This is a genomic window from Thalassococcus sp. (assembly GCF_982780845.1).
Genome location: NZ_CEYADA010000007.1, coordinates 63135 through 82881, shown reverse-complemented (window position 1 = coordinate 82881; position 19747 = coordinate 63135). Strand labels below are relative to the sequence as shown.

At 57.4% G+C, this 19747-nt stretch carries 20 protein-coding genes; 9 read left to right on the top strand and 11 right to left on the bottom strand.

Features of this window, described 5'->3' with window-relative positions; translation table 11 throughout:
* Window positions 1-2: 2 nt before the first annotated feature.
* From AC4FIA_RS09645 to AC4FIA_RS09620, 6 genes are all read right to left on the bottom strand, one after another.
* Window positions 3-779 (bottom strand): gamma-glutamyl-gamma-aminobutyrate hydrolase family protein, encoded by a 777-nt coding sequence (locus AC4FIA_RS09645; RefSeq protein ID WP_490365673.1) that lies wholly within the window; start codon window positions 777-779, stop codon window positions 3-5.
* 66 nt (window positions 780-845) lie between these two features.
* A complete protein-coding gene (locus AC4FIA_RS09640; protein WP_103909498.1) occupies window positions 846-1274 on the bottom strand; it encodes a GlcG/HbpS family heme-binding protein in 429 nt (142 codons plus the stop codon).
* 67 nt (window positions 1275-1341) lie between these two features.
* Window positions 1342-3483, bottom strand: a complete 2142-nt coding sequence (locus tag AC4FIA_RS09635; protein ID WP_490365672.1) for a malate synthase G — start codon at window positions 3481-3483, stop codon at window positions 1342-1344.
* A gap of 123 nt (window positions 3484-3606) precedes the next feature.
* Window positions 3607-3783, bottom strand: coding sequence for a DUF2256 domain-containing protein (locus tag AC4FIA_RS09630; protein ID WP_490365671.1), 177 nt, complete (start codon window positions 3781-3783; stop codon window positions 3607-3609).
* Window positions 3783-5300, bottom strand: coding sequence for an FAD-binding domain-containing protein (locus AC4FIA_RS09625; protein WP_490365670.1), 1518 nt, complete (start codon window positions 5298-5300; stop codon window positions 3783-3785). Before AC4FIA_RS09625 ends, AC4FIA_RS09630 begins: the two co-directional genes overlap by 1 nt.
* A gap of 2 nt (window positions 5301-5302) precedes the next feature.
* A complete protein-coding gene (locus AC4FIA_RS09620; protein ID WP_490365669.1) occupies window positions 5303-5554 on the bottom strand; it encodes a hypothetical protein in 252 nt (83 codons plus the stop codon).
* Between the two features lie 150 nt (window positions 5555-5704).
* Between AC4FIA_RS09620 and pepN the strand changes: the two genes are divergently transcribed.
* The 3 genes from pepN to AC4FIA_RS09605 all read left to right on the top strand — a co-directional run bounded on the left by pepN (window position 5705) and on the right by AC4FIA_RS09605 (window position 9826).
* Entirely contained in the window at window positions 5705-8254 is a 2550-nt protein-coding gene (gene pepN / locus AC4FIA_RS09615; RefSeq protein ID WP_490365668.1) for an aminopeptidase N, read from the top strand.
* Window positions 8255-8321: 67 nt separating this feature from the next.
* The gene (locus tag AC4FIA_RS09610; RefSeq protein ID WP_490365667.1) at window positions 8322-8852 is read left to right on the top strand and encodes a hypothetical protein; all 531 of its coding nucleotides are present in this window, start codon (window positions 8322-8324) and stop codon (window positions 8850-8852) included.
* Between the two features lie 98 nt (window positions 8853-8950).
* Window positions 8951-9826 (top strand): lysophospholipid acyltransferase family protein, encoded by an 876-nt coding sequence (locus AC4FIA_RS09605; protein ID WP_103909491.1) that lies wholly within the window; start codon window positions 8951-8953, stop codon window positions 9824-9826.
* Here AC4FIA_RS09605 and AC4FIA_RS09600 read toward each other — a convergent pair.
* A complete protein-coding gene (locus tag AC4FIA_RS09600; protein ID WP_490365666.1) occupies window positions 9823-10584 on the bottom strand; it encodes a transglycosylase SLT domain-containing protein in 762 nt (253 codons plus the stop codon). The genes AC4FIA_RS09605 and AC4FIA_RS09600 overlap by 4 nt on opposite strands.
* A gap of 216 nt (window positions 10585-10800) precedes the next feature.
* Between AC4FIA_RS09600 and AC4FIA_RS09595 the strand changes: the two genes are divergently transcribed.
* The 3 genes from AC4FIA_RS09595 to AC4FIA_RS09585 all read left to right on the top strand — a co-directional run bounded on the left by AC4FIA_RS09595 (window position 10801) and on the right by AC4FIA_RS09585 (window position 14064).
* Window positions 10801-11862 (top strand): hypothetical protein, encoded by a 1062-nt coding sequence (locus AC4FIA_RS09595; protein ID WP_490365665.1) that lies wholly within the window; start codon window positions 10801-10803, stop codon window positions 11860-11862.
* A gap of 114 nt (window positions 11863-11976) precedes the next feature.
* Entirely contained in the window at window positions 11977-13491 is a 1515-nt protein-coding gene (gene gatB / locus AC4FIA_RS09590) for an Asp-tRNA(Asn)/Glu-tRNA(Gln) amidotransferase subunit GatB (protein WP_287475234.1), read from the top strand.
* A 153-nt stretch (window positions 13492-13644) separates the two neighbouring features.
* Complete coding sequence (locus AC4FIA_RS09585; protein ID WP_490365664.1) at window positions 13645-14064, top strand: DUF4177 domain-containing protein; 420 nt, start codon at window positions 13645-13647, stop codon at window positions 14062-14064.
* Here AC4FIA_RS09585 and AC4FIA_RS09580 read toward each other — a convergent pair.
* Complete coding sequence (locus AC4FIA_RS09580; RefSeq protein ID WP_490365663.1) at window positions 14061-14318, bottom strand: BolA family protein; 258 nt, start codon at window positions 14316-14318, stop codon at window positions 14061-14063. The genes AC4FIA_RS09585 and AC4FIA_RS09580 overlap by 4 nt on opposite strands.
* Before the next feature lie 75 nt (window positions 14319-14393).
* Here AC4FIA_RS09580 and AC4FIA_RS09575 point away from each other — a divergent pair, with 75 nt between their 5' ends.
* From AC4FIA_RS09575 to AC4FIA_RS09565, 3 genes are all read left to right on the top strand, one after another.
* The gene (locus AC4FIA_RS09575) at window positions 14394-15023 is read left to right on the top strand and encodes a J domain-containing protein (protein ID WP_490365662.1); all 630 of its coding nucleotides are present in this window, start codon (window positions 14394-14396) and stop codon (window positions 15021-15023) included.
* Window positions 15020-15580 carry an NUDIX hydrolase gene (locus AC4FIA_RS09570; protein WP_490365661.1) on the top strand — a complete coding sequence of 187 codons (561 nt, stop codon included), beginning with the start codon at window positions 15020-15022 and terminating at the stop codon, window positions 15578-15580. The genes AC4FIA_RS09575 and AC4FIA_RS09570 overlap by 4 nt, the downstream gene beginning before the upstream one ends.
* A gap of 194 nt (window positions 15581-15774) precedes the next feature.
* The gene (locus AC4FIA_RS09565; RefSeq protein WP_490365660.1) at window positions 15775-17163 is read left to right on the top strand and encodes a methyl-accepting chemotaxis protein; all 1389 of its coding nucleotides are present in this window, start codon (window positions 15775-15777) and stop codon (window positions 17161-17163) included.
* Between the two features lie 5 nt (window positions 17164-17168).
* Here the strand turns inward: AC4FIA_RS09565 and AC4FIA_RS09560 are convergent, their stop codons facing one another.
* The 3 genes from AC4FIA_RS09560 to AC4FIA_RS09550 all read right to left on the bottom strand — a co-directional run bounded on the left by AC4FIA_RS09560 (window position 17169) and on the right by AC4FIA_RS09550 (window position 19744).
* On the bottom strand, window positions 17169-17897 hold the full coding sequence (locus AC4FIA_RS09560; protein ID WP_490365659.1) for a proteasome-type protease: 729 nt from the start codon (window positions 17895-17897) through the stop codon (window positions 17169-17171).
* 72 nt (window positions 17898-17969) lie between these two features.
* Window positions 17970-18794: a transglutaminase family protein gene (locus tag AC4FIA_RS09555; protein WP_488047698.1), complete on the bottom strand. Its 825-nt coding sequence runs from the start codon at window positions 18792-18794 to the stop codon at window positions 17970-17972.
* A complete protein-coding gene (locus AC4FIA_RS09550; protein WP_490365658.1) occupies window positions 18791-19744 on the bottom strand; it encodes an alpha-E domain-containing protein in 954 nt (317 codons plus the stop codon). The genes AC4FIA_RS09555 and AC4FIA_RS09550 overlap by 4 nt, the downstream gene beginning before the upstream one ends.
* Window positions 19745-19747: the final 3 nt, after the last annotated feature.

The window sequence follows — 19747 nt, the reverse complement described above, 5'->3', positions numbered from 1 at the left end:
ACTTATGCACTCTTGCGGCCCGGAAGGGATTTCGCCAAGGACCACGCGCGCGCTGCTTCGCCAAAGGCCTGAAACAGCGGTCGGGAAACAGGGTCGATGCCCGCTTGCCATTCGGGGTGCCATTGCACGGACATGGTAAAGCCCGGCGCACCTTCAACATAGATCGCTTCCGGCGTGCCATCAGGTGCTAGCCCATCGACCACGATCCGGTTTCCCGGTTTCTTGATACCCTGACCATGAAGCGTGTTTGTCAGCACCTCGCGTGATCCCATCAACTGATGGAACGGCCCGCCCTCTGTGAAAGTGACGGTGTGGCGAAGGGCGAATTTTTCCTCGATCGTGCCATCAGGGGGCATCCGGTGGTTCATCCGGCCCGGAAGGTCGCGGATTTCCGGATAAAGGCTTCCGCCCATGGCGACGTTGATTTCCTGAAAACCGCGGCAGACACCAAAAATCGGCTGACCGCGTTCGATGCAGGCGCGCACCAGCGGAAGAACCAAAGCATCACGGCACCGGTCAAAGGTGCCGTGCGCTTCTGTGGCTTCTTCGCCGTATTCCTCGGGGTGGACGTTTGGCCGACCGCCCGGCAACAGGAAACCGTCGCATAGATCCAGCAGTTCATTGACCGTGACCAAACGTGGGTCAGCGGGGATCAACATAGGCACCGCTTCGGACACTTCTGCCACCGCTTCGTTCACCATCGCGCCCCCTGCCTGAACGCAGTAGGTTTCGTTGATCAAGTGGTGGTTCGTGATAATGCCGACGACCGGACGGGCCATGACGGGTGCCTTTGTTGTTTCTTTCCCTCAATAGGTAGTGCAATCCCCGAGGACATAAAAGCCCCGTCAGATTTCAGCGACCAATCCCACCGCCTCAATGCCTGCTTTTGCGGCGGCCGCGTCGTTGTCAGACGTATCGCCTGTGACCCCAACGGCCCCAAGAACACGACCTTTAGCATCGCGCACCAAAACGCCGCCCGGTACGGGAATCAAATTACCGCCATAAGCGCCGTTGGCTGCGGCGATGAAATAGGCCTGTGCTTCGGCGCGGGCCATTTGGGCTGTACCAGCCATGCCCAGCATCACAGTGCCATAGGCTTTGCCGTGGGCGATCTGGAAACGTCCGGGGGCTGCATCGTCTTCGCGTTCGAAAGCCTGCACATTGCCGCCTTCGTCCAGAACGATAACGGACAGCGGCTTCATGTCATTCGCGCGGCCATGCTCGATTGCCTTGCGGATGATGGTGCGCGCGCGGCGCAGGGACAGATTTGCCATGTGTTTCCTCCTCATGTGCAAAGGGGCGGAAGAACCGCCCCCTGATTAGTGATGTTCTGGCGCGGCTTTAGCCTGCTTTCAACTCAAGACGTCGCTGGTGCAGAACCGGTTCGGTATAACCCGACGGCTGTACACGACCCTTGAACACCAGATCGCAGGCCGCTTGGAACGCGATGCCGTCAAAACCCGGCGCCATTGGGGTATAAAGCGCGTCACCCGCGTTCTGCCCGTCAACGACCTCGGCCATGCGCTGCATGATCTCCATCACCTCGGCTTCGCTGACCACATCATGATGCAGCCAGTTTGCAATGTGCTGGGCCGAGATCCGGCAGGTCGCGCGGTCTTCCATCAGACCGACGTTGTTGATGTCCGGTACTTTGGAACAGCCGACACCCTGATCAACCCAACGCACCACATAGCCAAGTATGCCTTGCGCGTTGTTTTCAACTTCGCGGGTGATCTGGTCCTTGCTCCATTTGCGGTAGCTGGCGGTCGGGATATCCAGAACCGTATCCACATGGGCACGGCGGCCCCCTTTGCGCAAACGTTCCTGCACGGCAAAAACATCAACGGTGTGGTAATGCAGCGCGTGCAGCGTCGCAGCGGTCGGTGACGGAACCCAAGCGCAGTTCGCACCGGATTTCGGGTGGTCAATCTTGGCTTCCAGCATTGCGGCCATCTTGTCGGGCATCGCCCACATGCCTTTGCCGATCTGCGCCTTACCGGACAGACCACATTCCAGACCGATATCGACGTTCCGGTCCTCGTACGCACCGATCCACGCCTTACGCTTGATAAAGTCCTTGCGGCTGAACGGACCGGCCTCCATCGAGGTGTGGATTTCGTCGCCGGTACGATCCAAGAAACCTGTGTTGATGAAAGCCACGCGCGATTTCGCGGCGCGGATGCATTCCTTCAGGTTCACCGAAGTGCGGCGTTCTTCATCCATGATGCCAAGCTTGACCGTGTACTGCGGCAGGCCCAGAACCTTTTCCACATGGGTGAAGATGTCGTTCGCAAACGCTACTTCTTCCGGTCCATGCATCTTGGGCTTAACGACGTAGACGGAACCGGTGACCGAGTTGCCGCTTTCGCGACCCAGATCGTGTTTCGCGATCAGGGCGGTAACCATCGCATCCATCAGACCTTCATAGATTTCGCCGCCGTCTTTGGTCAGGATCGCAGGGTTGGTCATCAGGTGGCCCACATTGCGCACCAGCATCAGTGCGCGGCCTTTCAAAACAACTTCACCCGCCCCATCCGGCGACGTGTAAACGCGGTCGGCGTTCAGCTGGCGGGTAACCGTTTCGCCGTTCTTTTCAAAGGTATCGACCAGATCGCCCTTCATCAGCCCGAGCCAGTTGGAATAGGCCAGAACCTTGTCTTCGGCATCCACACAGGCGACGGAATCTTCGCAATCCATAATGGCGGAAATCGCGCTTTCGATCTGAACATCAGCCAGACCACACTGATCGCGGCTGCCGATCGGGTGCGTACGATCGAACACCAGCTCAACATGCAAGCCGTTGTTTTTCAGCAAGATTGAATCGGGCGCTTTGGGGTGGCCTTTATAGCCGACGAACTTTTCCGGCGCTTCAAGCGGGTTATCATCGACCAGAAGAACACCCTGATGGACATAGTAGCGCTGTGCGTCCGCGTGGCTGCCACCGTTGATCGGGAAAGCGCCATCAAGGAACACGCGCGACCGTGCAACAACGCGCGCGCCGCGACCCTTGGCATAGCCGCCTTTCGGCGCAGGGCTACCCATGGCGTCGGTGCCATAGAAGCCGTCATAAAGGCTGCCCCAACGGGCGTTCGCGGCGTTCAAAGCATAGCGGGCATTTGTGATCGGAACGACAAGCTGCGGACCGGGAACCGACGCGATTTCAGGATCAACGTTGGCGGTGTCGATTTCGAACTCGCCGCCTTCGGGCAGCAGGTAACCGATTTCTTCCAGAAATGATTTGTAGGCTTCGTGATCATGCGGCGCTTTGCGGTTCCGGATGTGCCATTCGTCAATCTTCTGCTGAAGCGCCTCGCGCTTATCCAGAAGCGCCTTGTTCTTTGGCCCCATCTCGTGTGCCAAATCAGACAGACCTTTCCAGAAATCATCAGATTCCACGCCAGTGTCAGGCAATGCCTGCGTTTCAATAAAGTCGAAAAGGGTTTTGTCGATCTGTAGCCCAAACTTTTCGATCCGATCAGACATATAAGCCTCCCTCAGTCAGTATGCCGTTGTGTGCGGTCGCCCCGATGCGAATAGATACGTTGTTTCCGATGGGAAACAAGGCGGAAAAGCAGGAAACTTTTTCAAATCGAGCAAAACATCGGATTAGGTCTTTTGCTCCGGCGATTTGCCTTGGTTCGCGCGGCGATGCCTTCGACATCTGTCAGAACAGTAGCGCACCTCATCCCAGACCTTTTCCCACTTCTTTCGCCAAGTGAACGGCCGCCCGCAGGTTGCGCAGGTCTTTTGCGGCAGGTCGGATTTGCGTTTTCCCCGTGGCATCAGAAATCAAAGCTCTGCTGTCGGCTGTCTGACGTATCGGTCCGCCTTTTACGCGGCGCACGGTCGTTGACGAAATGCCCATCTTTGTCCTTGCGGCTGGCATGCTTCACCACAACACGCGCTGCGGTCTTCCCGAATGACGGATCGCGACGCACTGCCCAGATACGATCCCGCGCTTCTTTTGAGGCCTGCGCCAGATCGACGATGGCGCGCGGATAGGTGCGCCCGATTACCCTGCCCTCGCCGTCCCAGCGCCATGGCTCTTGCAGAAACCGGTCCGGCACCTCGGCCAGTTCCGGGCACCACCGGCGCGTGAAGGCACCTGTCGGGTCCTGATCCAGCCCCTGTTTGACCGGATTATAGATGCGCAACGTGTTGATGCCCGTTGTCCCCGACTGCATCTGCACCTGCGGCCAATGAATACCCGGTTCATAGTCTGTGAACGCGCGGGCGAAATGCTGCCCGCTGTCCCGCCAATCGATCCAGAGATGATAGGACGCAAAGCTCATCAACATTGCGCGCATTCGGAAATTGATCCACCCCGTAGCGTTTAGATAGCGCATGCAGGCATCCACAAACGGCACGCCTGTTTCGCCATTTTCCCACGCAGTCAATGTGGCCCGATCAGCTGGGCGCGACCTGAGGGTTTCAAAAGCGGGATGCAGGCAGCGATGCTCAAGCTCCGGTTCGTCTTCGAGCTTTTGGGTAAAATGATCCCGCCACGCGAGCCGCCCTTGAAAGCTGCGGAGCGACCCAAGCCAACCATCCCGCGTGCAGCGGCGCATTTTCTGTTCATGCGCTGTGCGCTGCACCACTTCACGGATCGACACAGCACCAGTGGCCAGATGAACCGAAAGGCGGGAACAGGCATGTTCGGCAGTGACAGGCGATGACATCGCCTTGCGATAGCTCTGCCCGCGCTCGGCCAGAAAGCTTTCCATGGTTGCCAACGCCGCCGTGCGCCCACCATGCTGCCGCTGCGGACAATGATCATGCGGCGCATCAGGGACCGGATCGCTTGCAAGGGAAACAGGGTTTAACGCCTTTGGCGCAGGCAAAGCATCTTTGGAAAGAAACGCGTTTCGGTGTTTTGACCAATTATCCCGGTCACCCAATCGCCGGACGACAGCGCTTTGTGGCAATTCTTGCCAAATGACGCCCGCGTCGCGCGCCCATGCGGCAACGCGTTTGTCACGGGTGTATGTCCAATCGTTACCTGTTTCTTCGTGACTGATCAGGTGGGTCGCATCGGCCTCGGACAAAACCTTAGCCAGTTCTTCAACCGCATCGCCACACCGGATCACCAAATCCGACCCAACAGCGCGCAGTTGCTCCCGCAAATCGTCGACCGCTTCGGCAAAAACGGAAAACTGGCGGCCTGAGGTATCGCTCAGCCGCCAGTAGTCTGTTTCGAAAATGTACAGCGGTATGACATCGCCAATCTCGACAGCGCGCATCAGCGCCGGATGGTCAGCCAATCTCAGATCCCGTTTGAACCAAAGAACCGCTGTTGTCATGTTTAGTTGTCAGGGGTGCCCGAAACGGACCCTGTCGCGTTGCCGCCCGGCGCGTAATTGCCGCCGTCGTAATTCTCAAGAACGCTTGTGCCCACGTCGGCGGGTGCCGTGCTTTCTTCGCCGCCTTGGTACACCACATAGGTCACGAAAGCCGCCAAAAGGATCGCCGCATAAACCATTGCCGCCTTGATCCCGAAGAGCGGTGTCTTGTGTTCGTATTCTTGCGTTTCGATATTTGTATTCGGTGCAGACATTGTATCCTCACTCGTCGGTTCGGTTAACTGGTTTTGGACCCGAAAAATTCAAGCCCGATCTGCTTTAACAACCGTTGAACCCGTCCTATTGTTCCAACAAAGCGCCGCGAAGCATCGCGCGACAGCAGTCACCTGATACAGGAGGTCCCCGTGAAGGACGCCAGCCCTCAGACCATTTATTTGAAAGATTACAAACCCTTCGGCTACGTCGTTGATGATGTGCACCTGACCTTCAAACTGGCGCCCAACTGCACGCGGGTCGTCAGCAAAATCACCTTTTCACCGAACCCCGATGCGACTGACCGCCAGTTCCGTTTGCATGGCGAGCAGCTGAAACTGATCAGTTCTAAAATCGACGGGACGGATGTAAGCCCTGTCATGCTGGACGACGGCCTGGTGGTCGATGCCCCCAACGAAACATTCGTGTGGGAGGCCGAGGTCGAAATCGCGCCCGAGGCCAACACCGCTTTGGAAGGGCTGTATATGTCGAACGGCATGTACTGCACCCAGTGCGAGGCAGAGGGTTTCCGCAAGATCACCTATTACCCCGACCGCCCCGATGTTATGAGCGTCTTCACCGTGCGGATCGAAAGCGATCTGCCAGTGCTGCTGTCCAACGGTAACCCAGTGGCCCAAGGCGAAGGCTGGGCCGAATGGCACGATCCGTGGCCCAAGCCGGCCTATCTGTTCGCGCTGGTGGCCGGTGATCTGGTCAACCACCCCGACCGTTTCGTCACGCAATCCGGCAAGGATGTGGAACTGAATATCTGGGTCCGCCCCGGTGACGAAAACAAATGTGCCTTTGGCATGGAGGCGCTGAAAGCGTCGATGCGTTGGGATGAAGAGGTCTACGGTCGCGAATACGATCTGGATATCTTTAACATCGTGGCCGTCGATGACTTCAACATGGGCGCAATGGAAAACAAAGGCCTGAACATTTTCAACTCGTCCTGCGTTCTGGCCTCGCCCGAAACAAGCACCGATGCCAACTTCGAACGGATTGAGGCGATCATCGCGCATGAGTATTTCCACAACTGGACAGGCAACCGCATCACCTGCCGCGATTGGTTCCAGCTGTGTCTGAAAGAGGGTCTGACCGTCTACCGTGATAGCCAGTTCACATCGGACATGCGCTCGGCTCCGGTGAAACGGATTTCCGATGTGATCGAATTGCGCGGCCGTCAATTCCCCGAGGATCAAGGCCCCCTGTCCCACCCTGTGCGGCCTGAAAGCTTTCAGGAAATCAACAACTTCTATACGGCGACTGTGTACGAGAAAGGCGCAGAAGTCATTGGCATGCTCAAACTGCTCGTAGGGGATGACGCCTATGCCAAAGCGTTGGACATGTACTTTGATCGCCACGATGGTCAAGCCTGCACGATCGAGGACTGGCTACAGGTATTCGAGGACGCGACAGGCCGCGATTTGACCCAGTTCAAGCGTTGGTATTCGCAGTCGGGCACGCCGCGCCTTGCCGTGTCTGAGAAATTCGAAGACGGCACCTATACGCTGACCTTCAAACAACACACGCCCCCGACACCCGGTCAGGATGTGAAAGAACCTCAGGTGCTGCCCATCGCTGTTGGTCTTCTGGCGCAAGACGGGACCGAGGTGACGCCGACAACCGTTCTGGAAATGACCGAAGCCGAACAAAGCTTTGACTTCGGCGGACTGGACGCGAAACCGATCCCGTCGATCCTGCGCGGCTTTTCGGCCCCTGTGGTGTTGGAGCGGACAACATCACGGGAAGAAAACCTGTTCCTGCTGGAACACGACACCGACCCATTCAATCGCTGGGAAGCGTCACGCACGTTGGCGCGTGAAGGGCTGATCGCCATGATCACCGATGGTGTGGGGTCTGATACGCTCTGGCTGAACGCCTTGAAGACCGCGGTCTCTGACAGCACGCTTGATCCGGCCTACCGTGCTCTTTTGCTGTCGTTGCCAACGCAGTCCGAACTTGCACAAACCCTGTATGAACAAGGCGTCACACCCGATCCGATGGCGATCTGGACAGCGACGGACACGCTTCGGGAAGACATGGCAAAAAGCTGGGCCGATATCCTGCCAGCCTTGGTCGAGGAAACTAAGGTCACCGAGACCTTCAAACCCGACGCGGAACAGTCCGGTAAACGCGCGCTGGCGGCATCGGTATTGGCCATGCAGACCAGATTGGACGGCGGCGCAGTTGCCAAGGCCCAGTTCGAAACGGCCGATAACATGACCCTGCAACTGTCGGCCCTGACCTGCCTGATCCAAGCGGACGCGGCAGAGGACGCGTTGAAAGCCTTCTACGACCAGTGGAAGGACGACCGCCTAGTGATGGACAAATGGTTCGGCCTGCAGGTCGGTGCAGCCAAGCCTGCCGACGCAGCGAAACGCGCGAAAACGCTGACGGAACACTCTGATTTCGATTGGAAAAACCCGAACCGCTTCCGCGCCGTTTTTGGTGGATTGGCCATGAACCACGCCGGTTTCCACAATGCCGACGGATCGGGTTACGCGTTGCTGGCAGACTGGCTGATCAAGCTGGATGCCAAGAACCCGCAAACAACCGCCCGCATGTGCACGGCTTTCCAGACATGGAAACGCTATGATGCAGATCGCCAAGCCAAGATGCGCGCCTGCCTGACGCGGATCAGCGAAACACAAGGCCTGAGCCGCGATACAACCGAGATGGTGTCGCGCCTCCTGGGTTAACTCAATCAAAGCTTGCAAAACTCCCTCGTTTGATCGACCTTTGCGGTCGTTACGAGGGAGTTGATTTGTGCATATTCTGATCGCAATTGTTGGCGCCATTGCCGCCGCCTATTTCTTTTTCATCCGCGCCCGCAACGCAGCCGAAATGACCGGCGAACTTATTGATGCGGCGAATGATGTGCGGCTGGCGGCCCGCCGCTTTGGCTTTAAGCGCAAGGCAAATATCCATCCTGCCGAAACCATCGAAGACCCGCATGTCGCGATGGCAGGGATCGGCACGTCCTTTCTGGAACTGGACGGGATGCCCACCAAGGAACAGCGCGGCGCCCTGATCAACTCTCTGGCCCGCTCTACCGGTTTGGCCACCACGGACGCGGACGAATTGTGTGTTCTCGGGCGTTGGATGATGGGCGAATGCGGTGGGGCCCAGCAGGCTGTTCCGCGGCTCAGCCGGAAGCTTTACAAACTTTCCGGCACCGAAGGGTTCGGCCCCATGATGGCTGTGATCAAGGACATCGCAGAAGCAGGCTCTGGCACGCTAAGCAGCCAGCAAAGAACAGCCCTGGAAGATCTGCAGTCAGCGTTTCGCATCAAATAAGCGGCAAAATCTGGCCTAAAGTTCACACAGCGCGTACTTTTCTTTATATCGTATCCATGTCATGGAAGTTTTGAATATAGGTTATTAAGTGACGGGCCATGAGAGACCGTATTGATCCACTGATCCAAGAACGCGCGCCGTGGCTGTTTGCCAGTCGGCCGGGCACCAAATACGCCCGTGGCGTTCTTGATTTCATGTTGGGATACAAGAAGACCGTCGCTTTGGCGCAGACCTTCCGCGACATGCCCTCGGCTGATCTTATGAAGATTATGGGCGAGCTTCTGGCGAAAGATGTCGAAGCGACCGGTCTGGAAAACATCCCCCGCAATGGCCCTGCTCTTTTGGTGGCAAACCATCCGACCGGCATTGCCGACGGGATCATATTGTTTCACCTGCTGCACACGATCCGGCCTGATCTTTACTTCTTCGCAAACCACGACATTTTGCGGGTCATGCCGCAGATGGAGGACATGATCGCCCCCGTCGAGTGGCGTCAGGAAAAGCGCAGCCACGGCAAGACGCGCGAAACCATGGCCTACACCCGCAAAGCGGTGGAAGAAGGCCGTCTTGGCATCATTTTCCCATCAGGCCGTCTGGCCAAGCGCCGTGGTCTTAGCCTTCATGAACGTCCGTGGATGGCTTCTGCCGCAATGATCGCGCGCAAGTATGAATTGCCTGTGGTGCCGCTGAATATCCGCGCACGCAACTCGGCCCTGTTCTATCTGTTCGATATGATCCACCCGACGCTGCGGGACATCACCCTGTTCCACGAAACGCTGAACAAAGATCGTCAGCCTTTCCGCGTAACTGTCGGCGAACCTATCTCGGCCAAGGGGCTTCCGGCGAAGTCCGAAGAGGGGATCGAGGTATTGCGCGAGGCGACATTGGCGCTTGGTGGCCATCGGGCACCGGCGGTGTCGCTGGTCGAAAATTCGCGCCGCCCTTTCTGGCTTAAGGCGTTAAAACCGACCTAACCTTTTTCGGTACTCGCAGGTGGTTTAAGCGTTGCGGGCCGTGCCACGGGCCGTACCGATCCAACCGGTTTGCAATAGCTTTGGCTGCGCGTCCAGGCCATCATATCATTGCGCTTTTTGCTGCTATGAAACGGGCCCCAATCGGCAGCAACGCCCCGCATTTTCCGCGACACCACCTGATCACGTGCGACGGTTTTTGCCATGATCCGTAATCCGCATGACAAGTTTGCCGGACCACTTTTCAAAGCCGATCCCGTTGTCGCGCGGCATTTATAAAGCCGCGCCGTCGATGGAAAAATCTGCATCAAACCGTACCACAGATCGCCGCCACCAACCGCAGTCGGGCGGAATGTGCTTTCGTGTTTAACCAGCGAAGACACGAGGCCAACCCAAAACGCTTCGCGTTGTTTGATCGACGCTGTCGGATAGGCCGGACACCAATCCGCGATATCCTGCGGCGTCAGCTTTGGCAGGTTCGAGGCATGCGCCCTGAGAGACGACTGGACAACCCGCGTCCACAGCGCGGACGCGCCGTTGTTGCCCCAACGGGCCGCAGGCAGGAAACTGTCGCGGGCAACGGGGCGCAGCGACTTGGCCACGGCCTGCCGATCAGCGGAAAATGTACGATAAGGTGGCGCGGTTTCGACCGGCTCTGCAACACTCTCGGTCGCGCCGGTTTCGGGCGTTTGGGCCCGTGTTGTCGAAGCGCTGACAAAGGCACCGCTGGCAACCAATATGAACACAATAACTCTGAACATCAGGAAAAGTTGTGGCAACAATCCACACTCAACGCAAGTTTGAACACCTTGCTATATCAGCCGGTTGGCCAAATCATGCTCGCGCGTTTGTTCAGGCTTCACGGACACTGCAGCGAAAATTTCTTCAAACTGGCACGGAGAAGCGCGGGTTCCGCCATAGTCATGCCGCATGCTGGCAATAGGATCATGTGCAACAAACAATAAAAGCGGTCCCAAATGCATCCTTCAGCGAAAGCCAAATCGCGGCTCCGGAACATTACGTCTTCCCTGCCCCGCAATATCAATGACACATGGTCGGATCGCGACGCCTTTGACACAGGCCGCAAGCTCGCACGTCAGGATGACTGGGATCTGCTGTCTGCGCTGATGATGGACGCCGATGAAGGGCGCAACGCTACGCGCGAAGGAACACCGTTGTGCGAGGCGCTGGCCAAAGGCGCACGTGCCGATGCGATCATGGTCGCGCAATCTGCAGCGCGCCGCGGCGAATGTGCTGATGCTGCGGCCTGCCTTCAACAGCTTGAAGACGTCTATTCCGAAGACAACCTTGACCCCGCCTGCGGCTTTGTTCTGGCCATGGCCCATCTGGATACAGCGCGGGCCTTTGCCACCCCGACCGATGACGCGGTCAGCCCCGAAAGCAAGAAACACTTCAAGCGTGCCGAAGACATCTTTCAATGTTTTGGCAACCAGAAAGACAGCTCGCTTCTGATCGCGCTGCTGCGGTGTGCGTTGATTGATGCACGCCCCAATCACTGCAAGGACCTTGCCCCTGCATATGACGCGCTGATTGCCGCCGACCCGCAGAACCCTCGCCATCTGCGTCACTACGGCCGCAGCCTTGTCACACGCGGGATCGCACCAGAGGACATCGCGGCGGATATGGCCGATCTTTATGACCTGCAGGCGTACACATGGATTTACGTCGGCGCCCTGGCGCAGGACGCTATGATCGTCAGTTCCTTGAACGTCCAGAAATTCGTGATCGGTGTCCGCAAGGTCCTGTCGGGGCGCACGACGCAGGTAACCGCGAACCGCCTTGCGGCAGCCTGCGCCAAAGCCGCGCGGACCATGCCGGAAAACAGCCGTGCGCAAACCGTTCTGTCCGAATGCGCCGAGTGGGTGTCGGACAACCATATCCGTCAGGTCCAGCCCGACATCTGGCACGGCATCATCGGAACCGAACAACCCAAGCATACAGCCGCAGCAGTGCCCACGCCTCCGGTCCAAAAAGGTGTGCTCGCGCGTTTGGGGCTGGCTTGGCTGTCCAATCGCTAGCCAAAACCGCCCTTCCACCCCTTGAAACGCACCTTAAGCGCTGCTCAGCCTCTTGCCCCTGTGGCACGGCTCGCTTAAACCCGCAGACGTTCAAGCGGATAAGGAAAACACAGGATGCTGGATCTGAGCTTTGAGTCTCCGAAACCCAAGGTGATTGCCGGGGCAAAGCATGATTGGGAACTTGTGATCGGGATGGAGGTTCACGCCCAGATCGCGACCAAGGCGAAACTGTTTTCCGGTGCCTCGACCCAATTCGGCGCCGAACCGAACTCGAACGTGGCTTTCGTTGACGCCGCCATGCCCGGCATGCTGCCCGTGATCAACGAATTCTGTGTCGAACAAGCTGTGCGCACCGGTCTGGGCCTGAAGGCACAGATCAACCTGTTCAGCGCGTTTGACCGTAAGAACTATTTCTACCCTGATCTTCCGCAGGGCTACCAGATTTCCCAGCTGTACCACCCCATCGTGGGCGAAGGCGAAGTGATCGTTGATATGGAGCCGGGCATCGCCCGCCTTGTGCGCATCGAACGCATCCACATCGAACAGGACGCAGGCAAGTCGATCCATGACATGGATCCGGCGATGTCCTTTGTTGACCTGAACCGCACAGGCGTTGCGCTGATGGAGATTGTCAGCCGCCCCGACATCCGCGGCCCCGAAGAAGCGGCGGCCTATGTGGGCAAGCTGCGCCAGATCCTGCGCTATCTGGGTACGTGCGACGGCAACATGCAGAACGGCAACCTGCGGGCTGACGTGAACGTTTCCGTCTGCCGTCCGGGCGCATACGAAAAGTATCAGGAAACGCAGGACTTCTCCCATCTCGGCACACGCTGCGAGATCAAGAACATGAACTCCATGCGCTTCATTCAGGCGGCAATCGACGTCGAGGCACGCCGCCAGATCGCTATTCTTGAAAGCGGCGGTTCCGTCGATCAGGAAACACGTCTGTACGATCCGGACAAGAACGAAACCCGTTCCATGCGGTCCAAGGAAGAAGCACACGACTACCGCTATTTCCCCGATCCCGATCTGCTGCCCTTGGAGATCGAGCAAGAGTGGGTGGACGGCATCGCGGCATCCCTGCCCGAACTGCCGGACGAGAAAAAAGCGCGCTTTGTCAAAGACTTTGGCCTGTCCGAATACGATGCATCGGTTCTGACAGCCGAGGTTCAGAACGCATCCTATTTTGAAGCCGTGGCAGGTGCCGCAGGTGACGGCAAACTGGCCGCAAACTGGGTGATCAACGAACTGTTCGGTCGTCTTAAGAAGGACGACCGCGACATCACAGACAGCCCTGTTTCGCCTGAACAGCTGGCAGGCATCATCAAGCTTATCAAAGCCGGCGACATCTCGGGCAAGATCGCGAAAGACGTGTTCGAGATCGTCTACACAGAAGGCGGCGACCCCGCCGAGATCGTAGAAGCCAAAGGCCTGAAACAGGTCACAGACACCGGCGCAATTGAAAAGGCCGTGGATGACGTGATCGCGGCGAACCCTGCTCAGGTCGAAAAGGCCCAGCAGAACCCGAAACTGGCAGGCTGGTTTGTTGGTCAGGTAATGAAAGCAACAGGCGGCAAGGCGAACCCAGCTGCGGTGAACCAGATCGTCACGGCCAAGCTGGGTCTGTAACCCGACCCAACGATAAGAATTCGATCAAACCTGCCAGTTTCTGGCGGGTTTTTTCGTGGGCGTTTAGGGTATTCCCCACCTGATGCTCATTCGCTCTGGCACATGGCCGCAGGGCTGATATGATCCTTGCCGATCAATGACATGCAGGCCGTTATGACGACGTATGAATACAAAGTGGTCCCCGCCCCGCGCAAAGGCGTGAAAGGCAAGGGCATCAAAGGTGTCGAAGGACGTTTCGCAAACGGCTTAGAGCAAGTGCTGTGTGAACACGGTGCTGACGGCTGGGAATATCTTCGCTCAGATACTCTGCCGTCTGATGAACGGTCCGGCATTGCAACATCTGTTACAACGTGGCGCACTGTTTTGGTCTTCCGCCGCCCGACCGGAACAACCGGTGACGCGGAATTCGAACCCCGTCTGATCGAAGCCGCCCCCACCGCGACAGAAGCCACCGAGCATGCCGACACAGGCGACATTGATGGCGAAGGTGTCGCTGAAACAGAGACCGCCGCCGGGGAAGAAACCGCGCCCGACATGGACGCGGCTTCAGACGACAAGCAGAAAGACGTTTAAACGTCCAGATCCATCGACAGGGCGTGGATGCGTCCCATTAGATCCTTGCCCAAAGCGTCATGCACAGCGCGGTGACGCTTGATCCGGTTCAGGTCCTTGAACGCGTCCGAGCGGATGACCACATGGTAATGGCTTTCCCCACCCTCCTGATATCCGGCATGACCGCGATGGCGTTCACTGTCATCGCGAACCAGAAGTTCCCGAGGCGAGAAAGCCGAGATTAATTTTTCTTCTATTTCAGTAGTCTTAGACATTTTTCCCTCTTAAGCCCCTACACACTGCCAGCCATTCGTCTAAACTCTGGCGTCCGAGTCGAAAAGGTGAAGCACATGAGCAGACCAGACCCCTTCGGTTTTGATATGTCTATCTCTTCTGCGAAGAAGAAGAAAACACGTGGTCGTCGTGGCATGACCGGTGAGTCCGAAACCTCTACGCGCGTGTGCGAGCACGAAGGTTGCGAAGAGCCGGGCAAATTCCGCGCGCCCAAAGCGCCGGATGTGCTGGATGACTTCTTTTGGTTCTGCAAGGACCACGTGCGCGAATATAACGCCAAGTGGAGTTTCTTTGACGGCAAGACCGAAGCCGAAATGAACGCGCAGGAAAGCGCCGACAAGGTTTGGGAACGCAAGACAAAGGAATGGCGCGATCCAGAGGCGCGGGCTTGGGCCCGTCTGGGCATCGAAGATCCCCATCAGGTTCTGGGTGCCAACGCCACGCGCAACCCCGGTAAGGGGGCTACTGATGGTGGCCGCCGCCTGCCGCCGACTGAAAAGCGTGCGATCGAAATCCTTGAAGTCGAGGCCAGCGTCACGACCAAAGCGGATATCCGCAAGGCCTATAAGAAGCTGATCAAGGTGTTGCACCCTGACATGAACGGCGGCGACCGTTCACAGGAAGAGCAGCTTCAGGAAGTCGTCTGGGCATGGGAACAGCTGAAAGACAGTCGGAACTTCAAGTGACCTTCAAAGCCGCCGAACTCGAACTTCCGTTTATCGGCGGCTTTATCCCCTTGGACCAGCGCAGCGCCACAGCGGCGCTGGCCACAAAAAACCTTCTGGAAAACAGTGGATTGGCTGCCTTTGACCGTAGCCACCTTCCCGGCCACATGACCGCGTCGGCGTTTGTCGTGTCACATGACCAAAGCCACGTTCTTTTGATGCACCACCGGAAACTGAACAGGTGGCTGCAACCGGGTGGCCACTGTGACGGCGACACCGACTTCAAAGCCGTCGCGCTGAAGGAACTGTCAGAAGAAACCGGACTGACGGATGTGCATCTGATATCAGATCGTCCCTGCGACGTTGATGTGCATACGATCCCCGCGCGGGGTGATATGCCTGCGCACGACCACCACGACGTCCGCTTTCTGTTCGTTGCAGATATGAAAAGCCCGCTTTTGCCCAATAGCGAAGCGATTGATGTCCGCTGGATACCGCTGTGCGAACTGGACCAATACACAAATGCACCTTCGGTGTTGATTGTCCGAACGTTGGCCAGCCTCGCCAGCAGCGGTTGAATATCTCCTAAAAAATATCGCCCTGCCTCCGTTGGTTGGAACGCGACGTGCAGGAACGACATGCGGAGACTCATTGGTAACGTTTCAAACGTCGCCAACATGGGTCGGCTGTCATTGTGGACAATGAACTTTAAAGGGCGAACCCAGTGCAACACTCTATGCCATCGAAGGACAATGCGACAGCGACACCAATCATGGCCTCAACTGATCAACAAGAAGCAATCACAGATATCGCCGGTCGCATCGGTGATCTGAGCATTTCGTTTGCCGGTGTTTCGGGAAATATCGAGGACACCTCTGTTCAGGTCAAACGCCAGTCCGAACTGTTCCAAGACATCGCGACCCGCGCCAAGGACATGACCGATGCCACATCGACAGTTCTGAATTCGGCGCAAAAAGCACTGCAGACGTCTGCCGACGCGGAAAACACCGCACAACAGTCACAGCAAAACGTGTCCGAGATGGTCACATCCGTCGGTGGGCTGATTGATGACGTCCGTCGCATGGCCGAACAACTGTCCCGACTGGAAGAGTCCCTTGCTCTGGTCGGCCGCTTCTCAAGCGAGATTGACGCGATTTCCCGCAAGACAAACCTTCTGTCCCTGAACGCGGCCATCGAAGCCGCCCGCGCTGGCGAACACGGTCGTGGCTTTATGATCGTTGCGAAAGAGGTCAAGGATCTGTCCGGTCTGACATCCGAGGCGACTTCGGAAATTTCCGACACGCTGGAAAAGCTTGGCAAAGAGTTGATGGCGGTGAAAACCGAAACCACCAGCGCCCTCGAAAAGGCCGGTGGCATCCGCACCCAGATTGATCTGGTCGGTTCCCTGATTGAACAGATGCCTGTGGTGATGTCGGATCTGAACACCGCCCAGCGCGAAATCGTGTCTGCGTCCAGCAAAACGGACAACGATATTTCGGAAATCCAGACACGGATCATCGAAATGTCTTCTGGCATGTCCCAGTCGTCCAGCAACCTTGCCGAAGCGGGCAACCAGATGCGCGAGATCATCGAAAGCTCGGAGGCGATCATCGGCATGACGTCCCGTCTGGGCGTCGAAACCGTGGATACGCCGTTTATCCGTGCGGTTCAGGATTTGGCCAAGCGCATTGGCGAACGTTTTGAAACGGGTGTCCGTCTGGGTGAAATCGGCCTGCACGAATTGTTCGACACCAACCACAAACCGATCCCCGGTTCCGACCCTGTGCAGTATATGACGCGATTTGTGCGCTTTACCGATGCGGTACTTCCGGAGTTTCAGGAACCGATGCTGCTTTTCTCGGATCGTGTGGTGTTCTGTGCCTGCGTCGACAAAAAAGGTTTCTTGCCCACGCATAACGACAAATTCAGCATGCCGCAGGTTGCGGGCCAGCCTGAGTGGAATGCCGCAAACTCGCGCAATCGCCGCATCTTTAACGACCGCGTCGGTCTGGCGGCGGGCAACAGCGAACGTCCGTTCCTGTTGCAGGCCTATCGCCGCGACATGGGCAACGGACGCTTTGCTTTGATGAAAGACCTATCTGCCCCGATCTTTGTCGAAGGTCGCCATTGGGGTGGCGTACGTCTGGCCTATCACGTCTGACAGACTTAGATCGGTTCGATCTTCTGAAACGAGTCGCGCAGGGCATCTGACCATGCGCGGCTTAGCGCCTGAAAACCGGTGTCATCGGCTTCGATGCGGCGTTCGCGGGCAATGCACAGGCCGTCACGTTCGATCACAGCCAGATCAAGCGGCATGCCCACCGACAAATTAGACCGAAGCGTCGAATCCATCGACAGCAGCACGGCCTTTTCGGCATCTTCCAACCGTGTCTCGCTTCGGATCACGCGATCCAGAATGGGTTTGCCGTATTTGTGTTCGCCGATTTGCAGATACGGCGTATCTGGCGTTGCTTCGATAAAGTTGCCTTCGGGATAGACAAGGAACAGACGCATCGCGCCGTCTTTGCGTTGCCCAGCTACAAGCAAGGAAGCACTCGCGCTCTGGTTCATGCGATCCAGCTTTTGCGCCACATCCTGACGGACGTCGGCCAGCGTGTCACCGATTAGCTGCGCCACGGCCAGCATGCTGGGCGCCTTCATGATCGACGTGTGTTCGTCAGCTTCGGGATCGTCGATGGCTTCTGTCAGACGCGCCAGCACGGTTTGCGTGACCGACAGACTGCCCGCTGTCGCGATCATGATGACCTTTTCACCCGGCTCTTCGAAGGTGAACAACTTGCGATATGTCGCAATGTTATCAAGTCCGGCGTTGGTCCGTGTATCGGACAACATCACCATGCCTTCATCCAGCAGCAAACCAACGCAATAGGTCATAACCGTTTTCCTTCTTTCACCCTTGGCTATCCCGTCCTTTTGAACTGCACAAGATATGCCAAAGGACAGGGGCTACTGCTGTTGGGCGACATCAGTCACGATCACCTTTGCGGTCAGGTCTTCGGTGGCCTGCCCTTCAATGAGACCACGGATGGGGGCGGCGTCCTGCGCATCCAGACCGGACCCCAAGCGGACATACAGATCGTTCGGGCAGCATCGGTTTGCGGCGTCAAATCCGACCCATCCCAGTCCATCTACGTAAAGCTCTGCCCAAGCATGTGATTCACCATGCGCCTGACCGTTCGCGTCTGAATAAAGATAGCCGGTCACATAGCGCGCGGGCATGTCCACCCAGCGGGCCGCCGACATAAGAACATGGGTGTGGTCCTGACAAACCCCCTTCCCTCCGGCCAAGGCCTCGGCCGCTGTGGTGGCAGGCTCTGTTTCGCCACTGACATAGGCGATGGCGTCATTGACGGCTGCGGCAAGTGCATGGGCACGGTCCAGTCCGGCAGAAACATCCAACCCTTCGACCGCCGTTTCAGCCAATGACCGGATTGCCGCATCGGGCTGTGTTTGTTGTGTCGGGCGCAGATATGCTGACGGCAGGACCTTTTCACGATGCCCACGCAGGACACCAGCGCAGTCTTGGGTCTCGACGGTGCCTTCGACGATGATCTCGATATCTTCGGCGGGGCCCTGCACGCAGACCGTTTCGGTATAATCCCCTGCACCGCTTAGAAAAGAAGACCCCCGAATGGCCCCTTCACAGGAGACCGACCATTCCAGCACTTTCTGGCCTTCGTGATCGGCAGGTGTCAAACGATGGCTCTGGATCAGGCGTTTTACCGGAGTGTCGAACTTGTAGTGCGTGACATGACGGATATGCAGCTTCATGCGGGTACCCCTGCCAGATATGTGTTCTGAATGATCATCGCCGCCTCGGCATTCCGACGCATATAGCGTGTCAGGAACTCGTGCAGACCTTCATCAAAAATATCGCCAACCCGCGCCTCGGCCAATTCGGCCAGCATTGATCGCGCGACGCCTTGCGCCTGCGATGGTCGCCCGTACCGGCGGGACAGCATATCCAGATGTTCGTTGATGGCCCGCGTGCAAGACAACAAAGACCTCGGGAACTCTTCGTTCAGGATGACGAAGTGGGCGATTTTGGTGGCGGTGATGTCACCGCGATAGGCCCATTTGAATGCCCGATAGGCGGACATGGATCGCAACAAAGCGGTCCACTGCGTCTGATCCAGTGCAGAGCCCACATAAGACAAAGACGGCAGCAGCACGTAGTATTTCACATCCAGCAAACGTGCCGTGTTGTCCCCACGCTCGATCGCCATACCAAGACCGATAAAGCGATATCCGTCATCTCGAAGCTGAGTTCCGTCGATTGCGCCACGGATCAAACTGACCGTGTGCAGCGTCCATTCCGCCAGATCGGTCAGCGACAGTTTGGATCGTTCGGTTCTCTGGAAATCCTTCAGTTCCTGAAAGCTGCTGTTGATCGCGTCCCATGTATGACCGGTCAGTGCCGTCCTTACGACACGGGCGTTTTCCCGTGCCGCACTCAGACAGGACAGAACCGAGGTCGGGTTGTCCGCATCGAAGAACAGGAAGGTCGTGATGTTACGCTCGACCAATTCGCCGAACTTCTCAATGAAACTGTCATAGACGCCCAGCGCCCGAAGCACCGCGTCCCAGTCGTTTCGAAACCCGCCGCCCACATCAGGCAACAAGGCGTTGCGCGCGCCCACTTCCAGCAGGCGTGCGGTTGTTTCGGCGCGCTCGATATAGCGGCCCATCCAGTAAAGGTGATCAGCTGTACGGCTTAGCATGCT

Bases quoted from the DNA above. Each gene is read 5' to 3' on its own strand.
- AC4FIA_RS09645 (WP_490365673.1), bottom strand. From the start codon at position 779: ATGGCCCGTCCGGTCGTCGGCATTATCACGAACCACCACTTGATCAAC.
- AC4FIA_RS09640 (WP_103909498.1), bottom strand. From the start codon at position 1,274: ATGGCAAATCTGTCCCTGCGCCGCGCGCGCACCATCATCCGCAAGGCA.
- AC4FIA_RS09635 (WP_490365672.1), bottom strand. From the start codon at position 3,483: ATGTCTGATCGGATCGAAAAGTTTGGGCTACAGATCGACAAAACCCTT.
- AC4FIA_RS09630 (WP_490365671.1), bottom strand. From the start codon at position 3,783: ATGCCACGGGGAAAACGCAAATCCGACCTGCCGCAAAAGACCTGCGCA.
- AC4FIA_RS09625 (WP_490365670.1), bottom strand. From the start codon at position 5,300: ATGACAACAGCGGTTCTTTGGTTCAAACGGGATCTGAGATTGGCTGAC.
- AC4FIA_RS09620 (WP_490365669.1), bottom strand. From the start codon at position 5,554: ATGTCTGCACCGAATACAAATATCGAAACGCAAGAATACGAACACAAG.
- AC4FIA_RS09605 (WP_103909491.1), top strand. From the start codon at position 8,951: ATGAGAGACCGTATTGATCCACTGATCCAAGAACGCGCGCCGTGGCTG.
- AC4FIA_RS09600 (WP_490365666.1), bottom strand. From the start codon at position 10,584: ATGTTCAGAGTTATTGTGTTCATATTGGTTGCCAGCGGTGCCTTTGTC.
- AC4FIA_RS09595 (WP_490365665.1), top strand. From the start codon at position 10,801: ATGCATCCTTCAGCGAAAGCCAAATCGCGGCTCCGGAACATTACGTCT.
- gatB (WP_287475234.1), top strand. From the start codon at position 11,977: ATGCTGGATCTGAGCTTTGAGTCTCCGAAACCCAAGGTGATTGCCGGG.
- AC4FIA_RS09585 (WP_490365664.1), top strand. From the start codon at position 13,645: ATGACGACGTATGAATACAAAGTGGTCCCCGCCCCGCGCAAAGGCGTG.
- AC4FIA_RS09580 (WP_490365663.1), bottom strand. From the start codon at position 14,318: ATGTCTAAGACTACTGAAATAGAAGAAAAATTAATCTCGGCTTTCTCG.
- AC4FIA_RS09575 (WP_490365662.1), top strand. From the start codon at position 14,394: ATGAGCAGACCAGACCCCTTCGGTTTTGATATGTCTATCTCTTCTGCG.
- AC4FIA_RS09565 (WP_490365660.1), top strand. From the start codon at position 15,775: ATGGCCTCAACTGATCAACAAGAAGCAATCACAGATATCGCCGGTCGC.
- AC4FIA_RS09560 (WP_490365659.1), bottom strand. From the start codon at position 17,897: ATGACCTATTGCGTTGGTTTGCTGCTGGATGAAGGCATGGTGATGTTG.
- AC4FIA_RS09555 (WP_488047698.1), bottom strand. From the start codon at position 18,794: ATGAAGCTGCATATCCGTCATGTCACGCACTACAAGTTCGACACTCCG.
- AC4FIA_RS09550 (WP_490365658.1), bottom strand. From the start codon at position 19,744: ATGCTAAGCCGTACAGCTGATCACCTTTACTGGATGGGCCGCTATATC.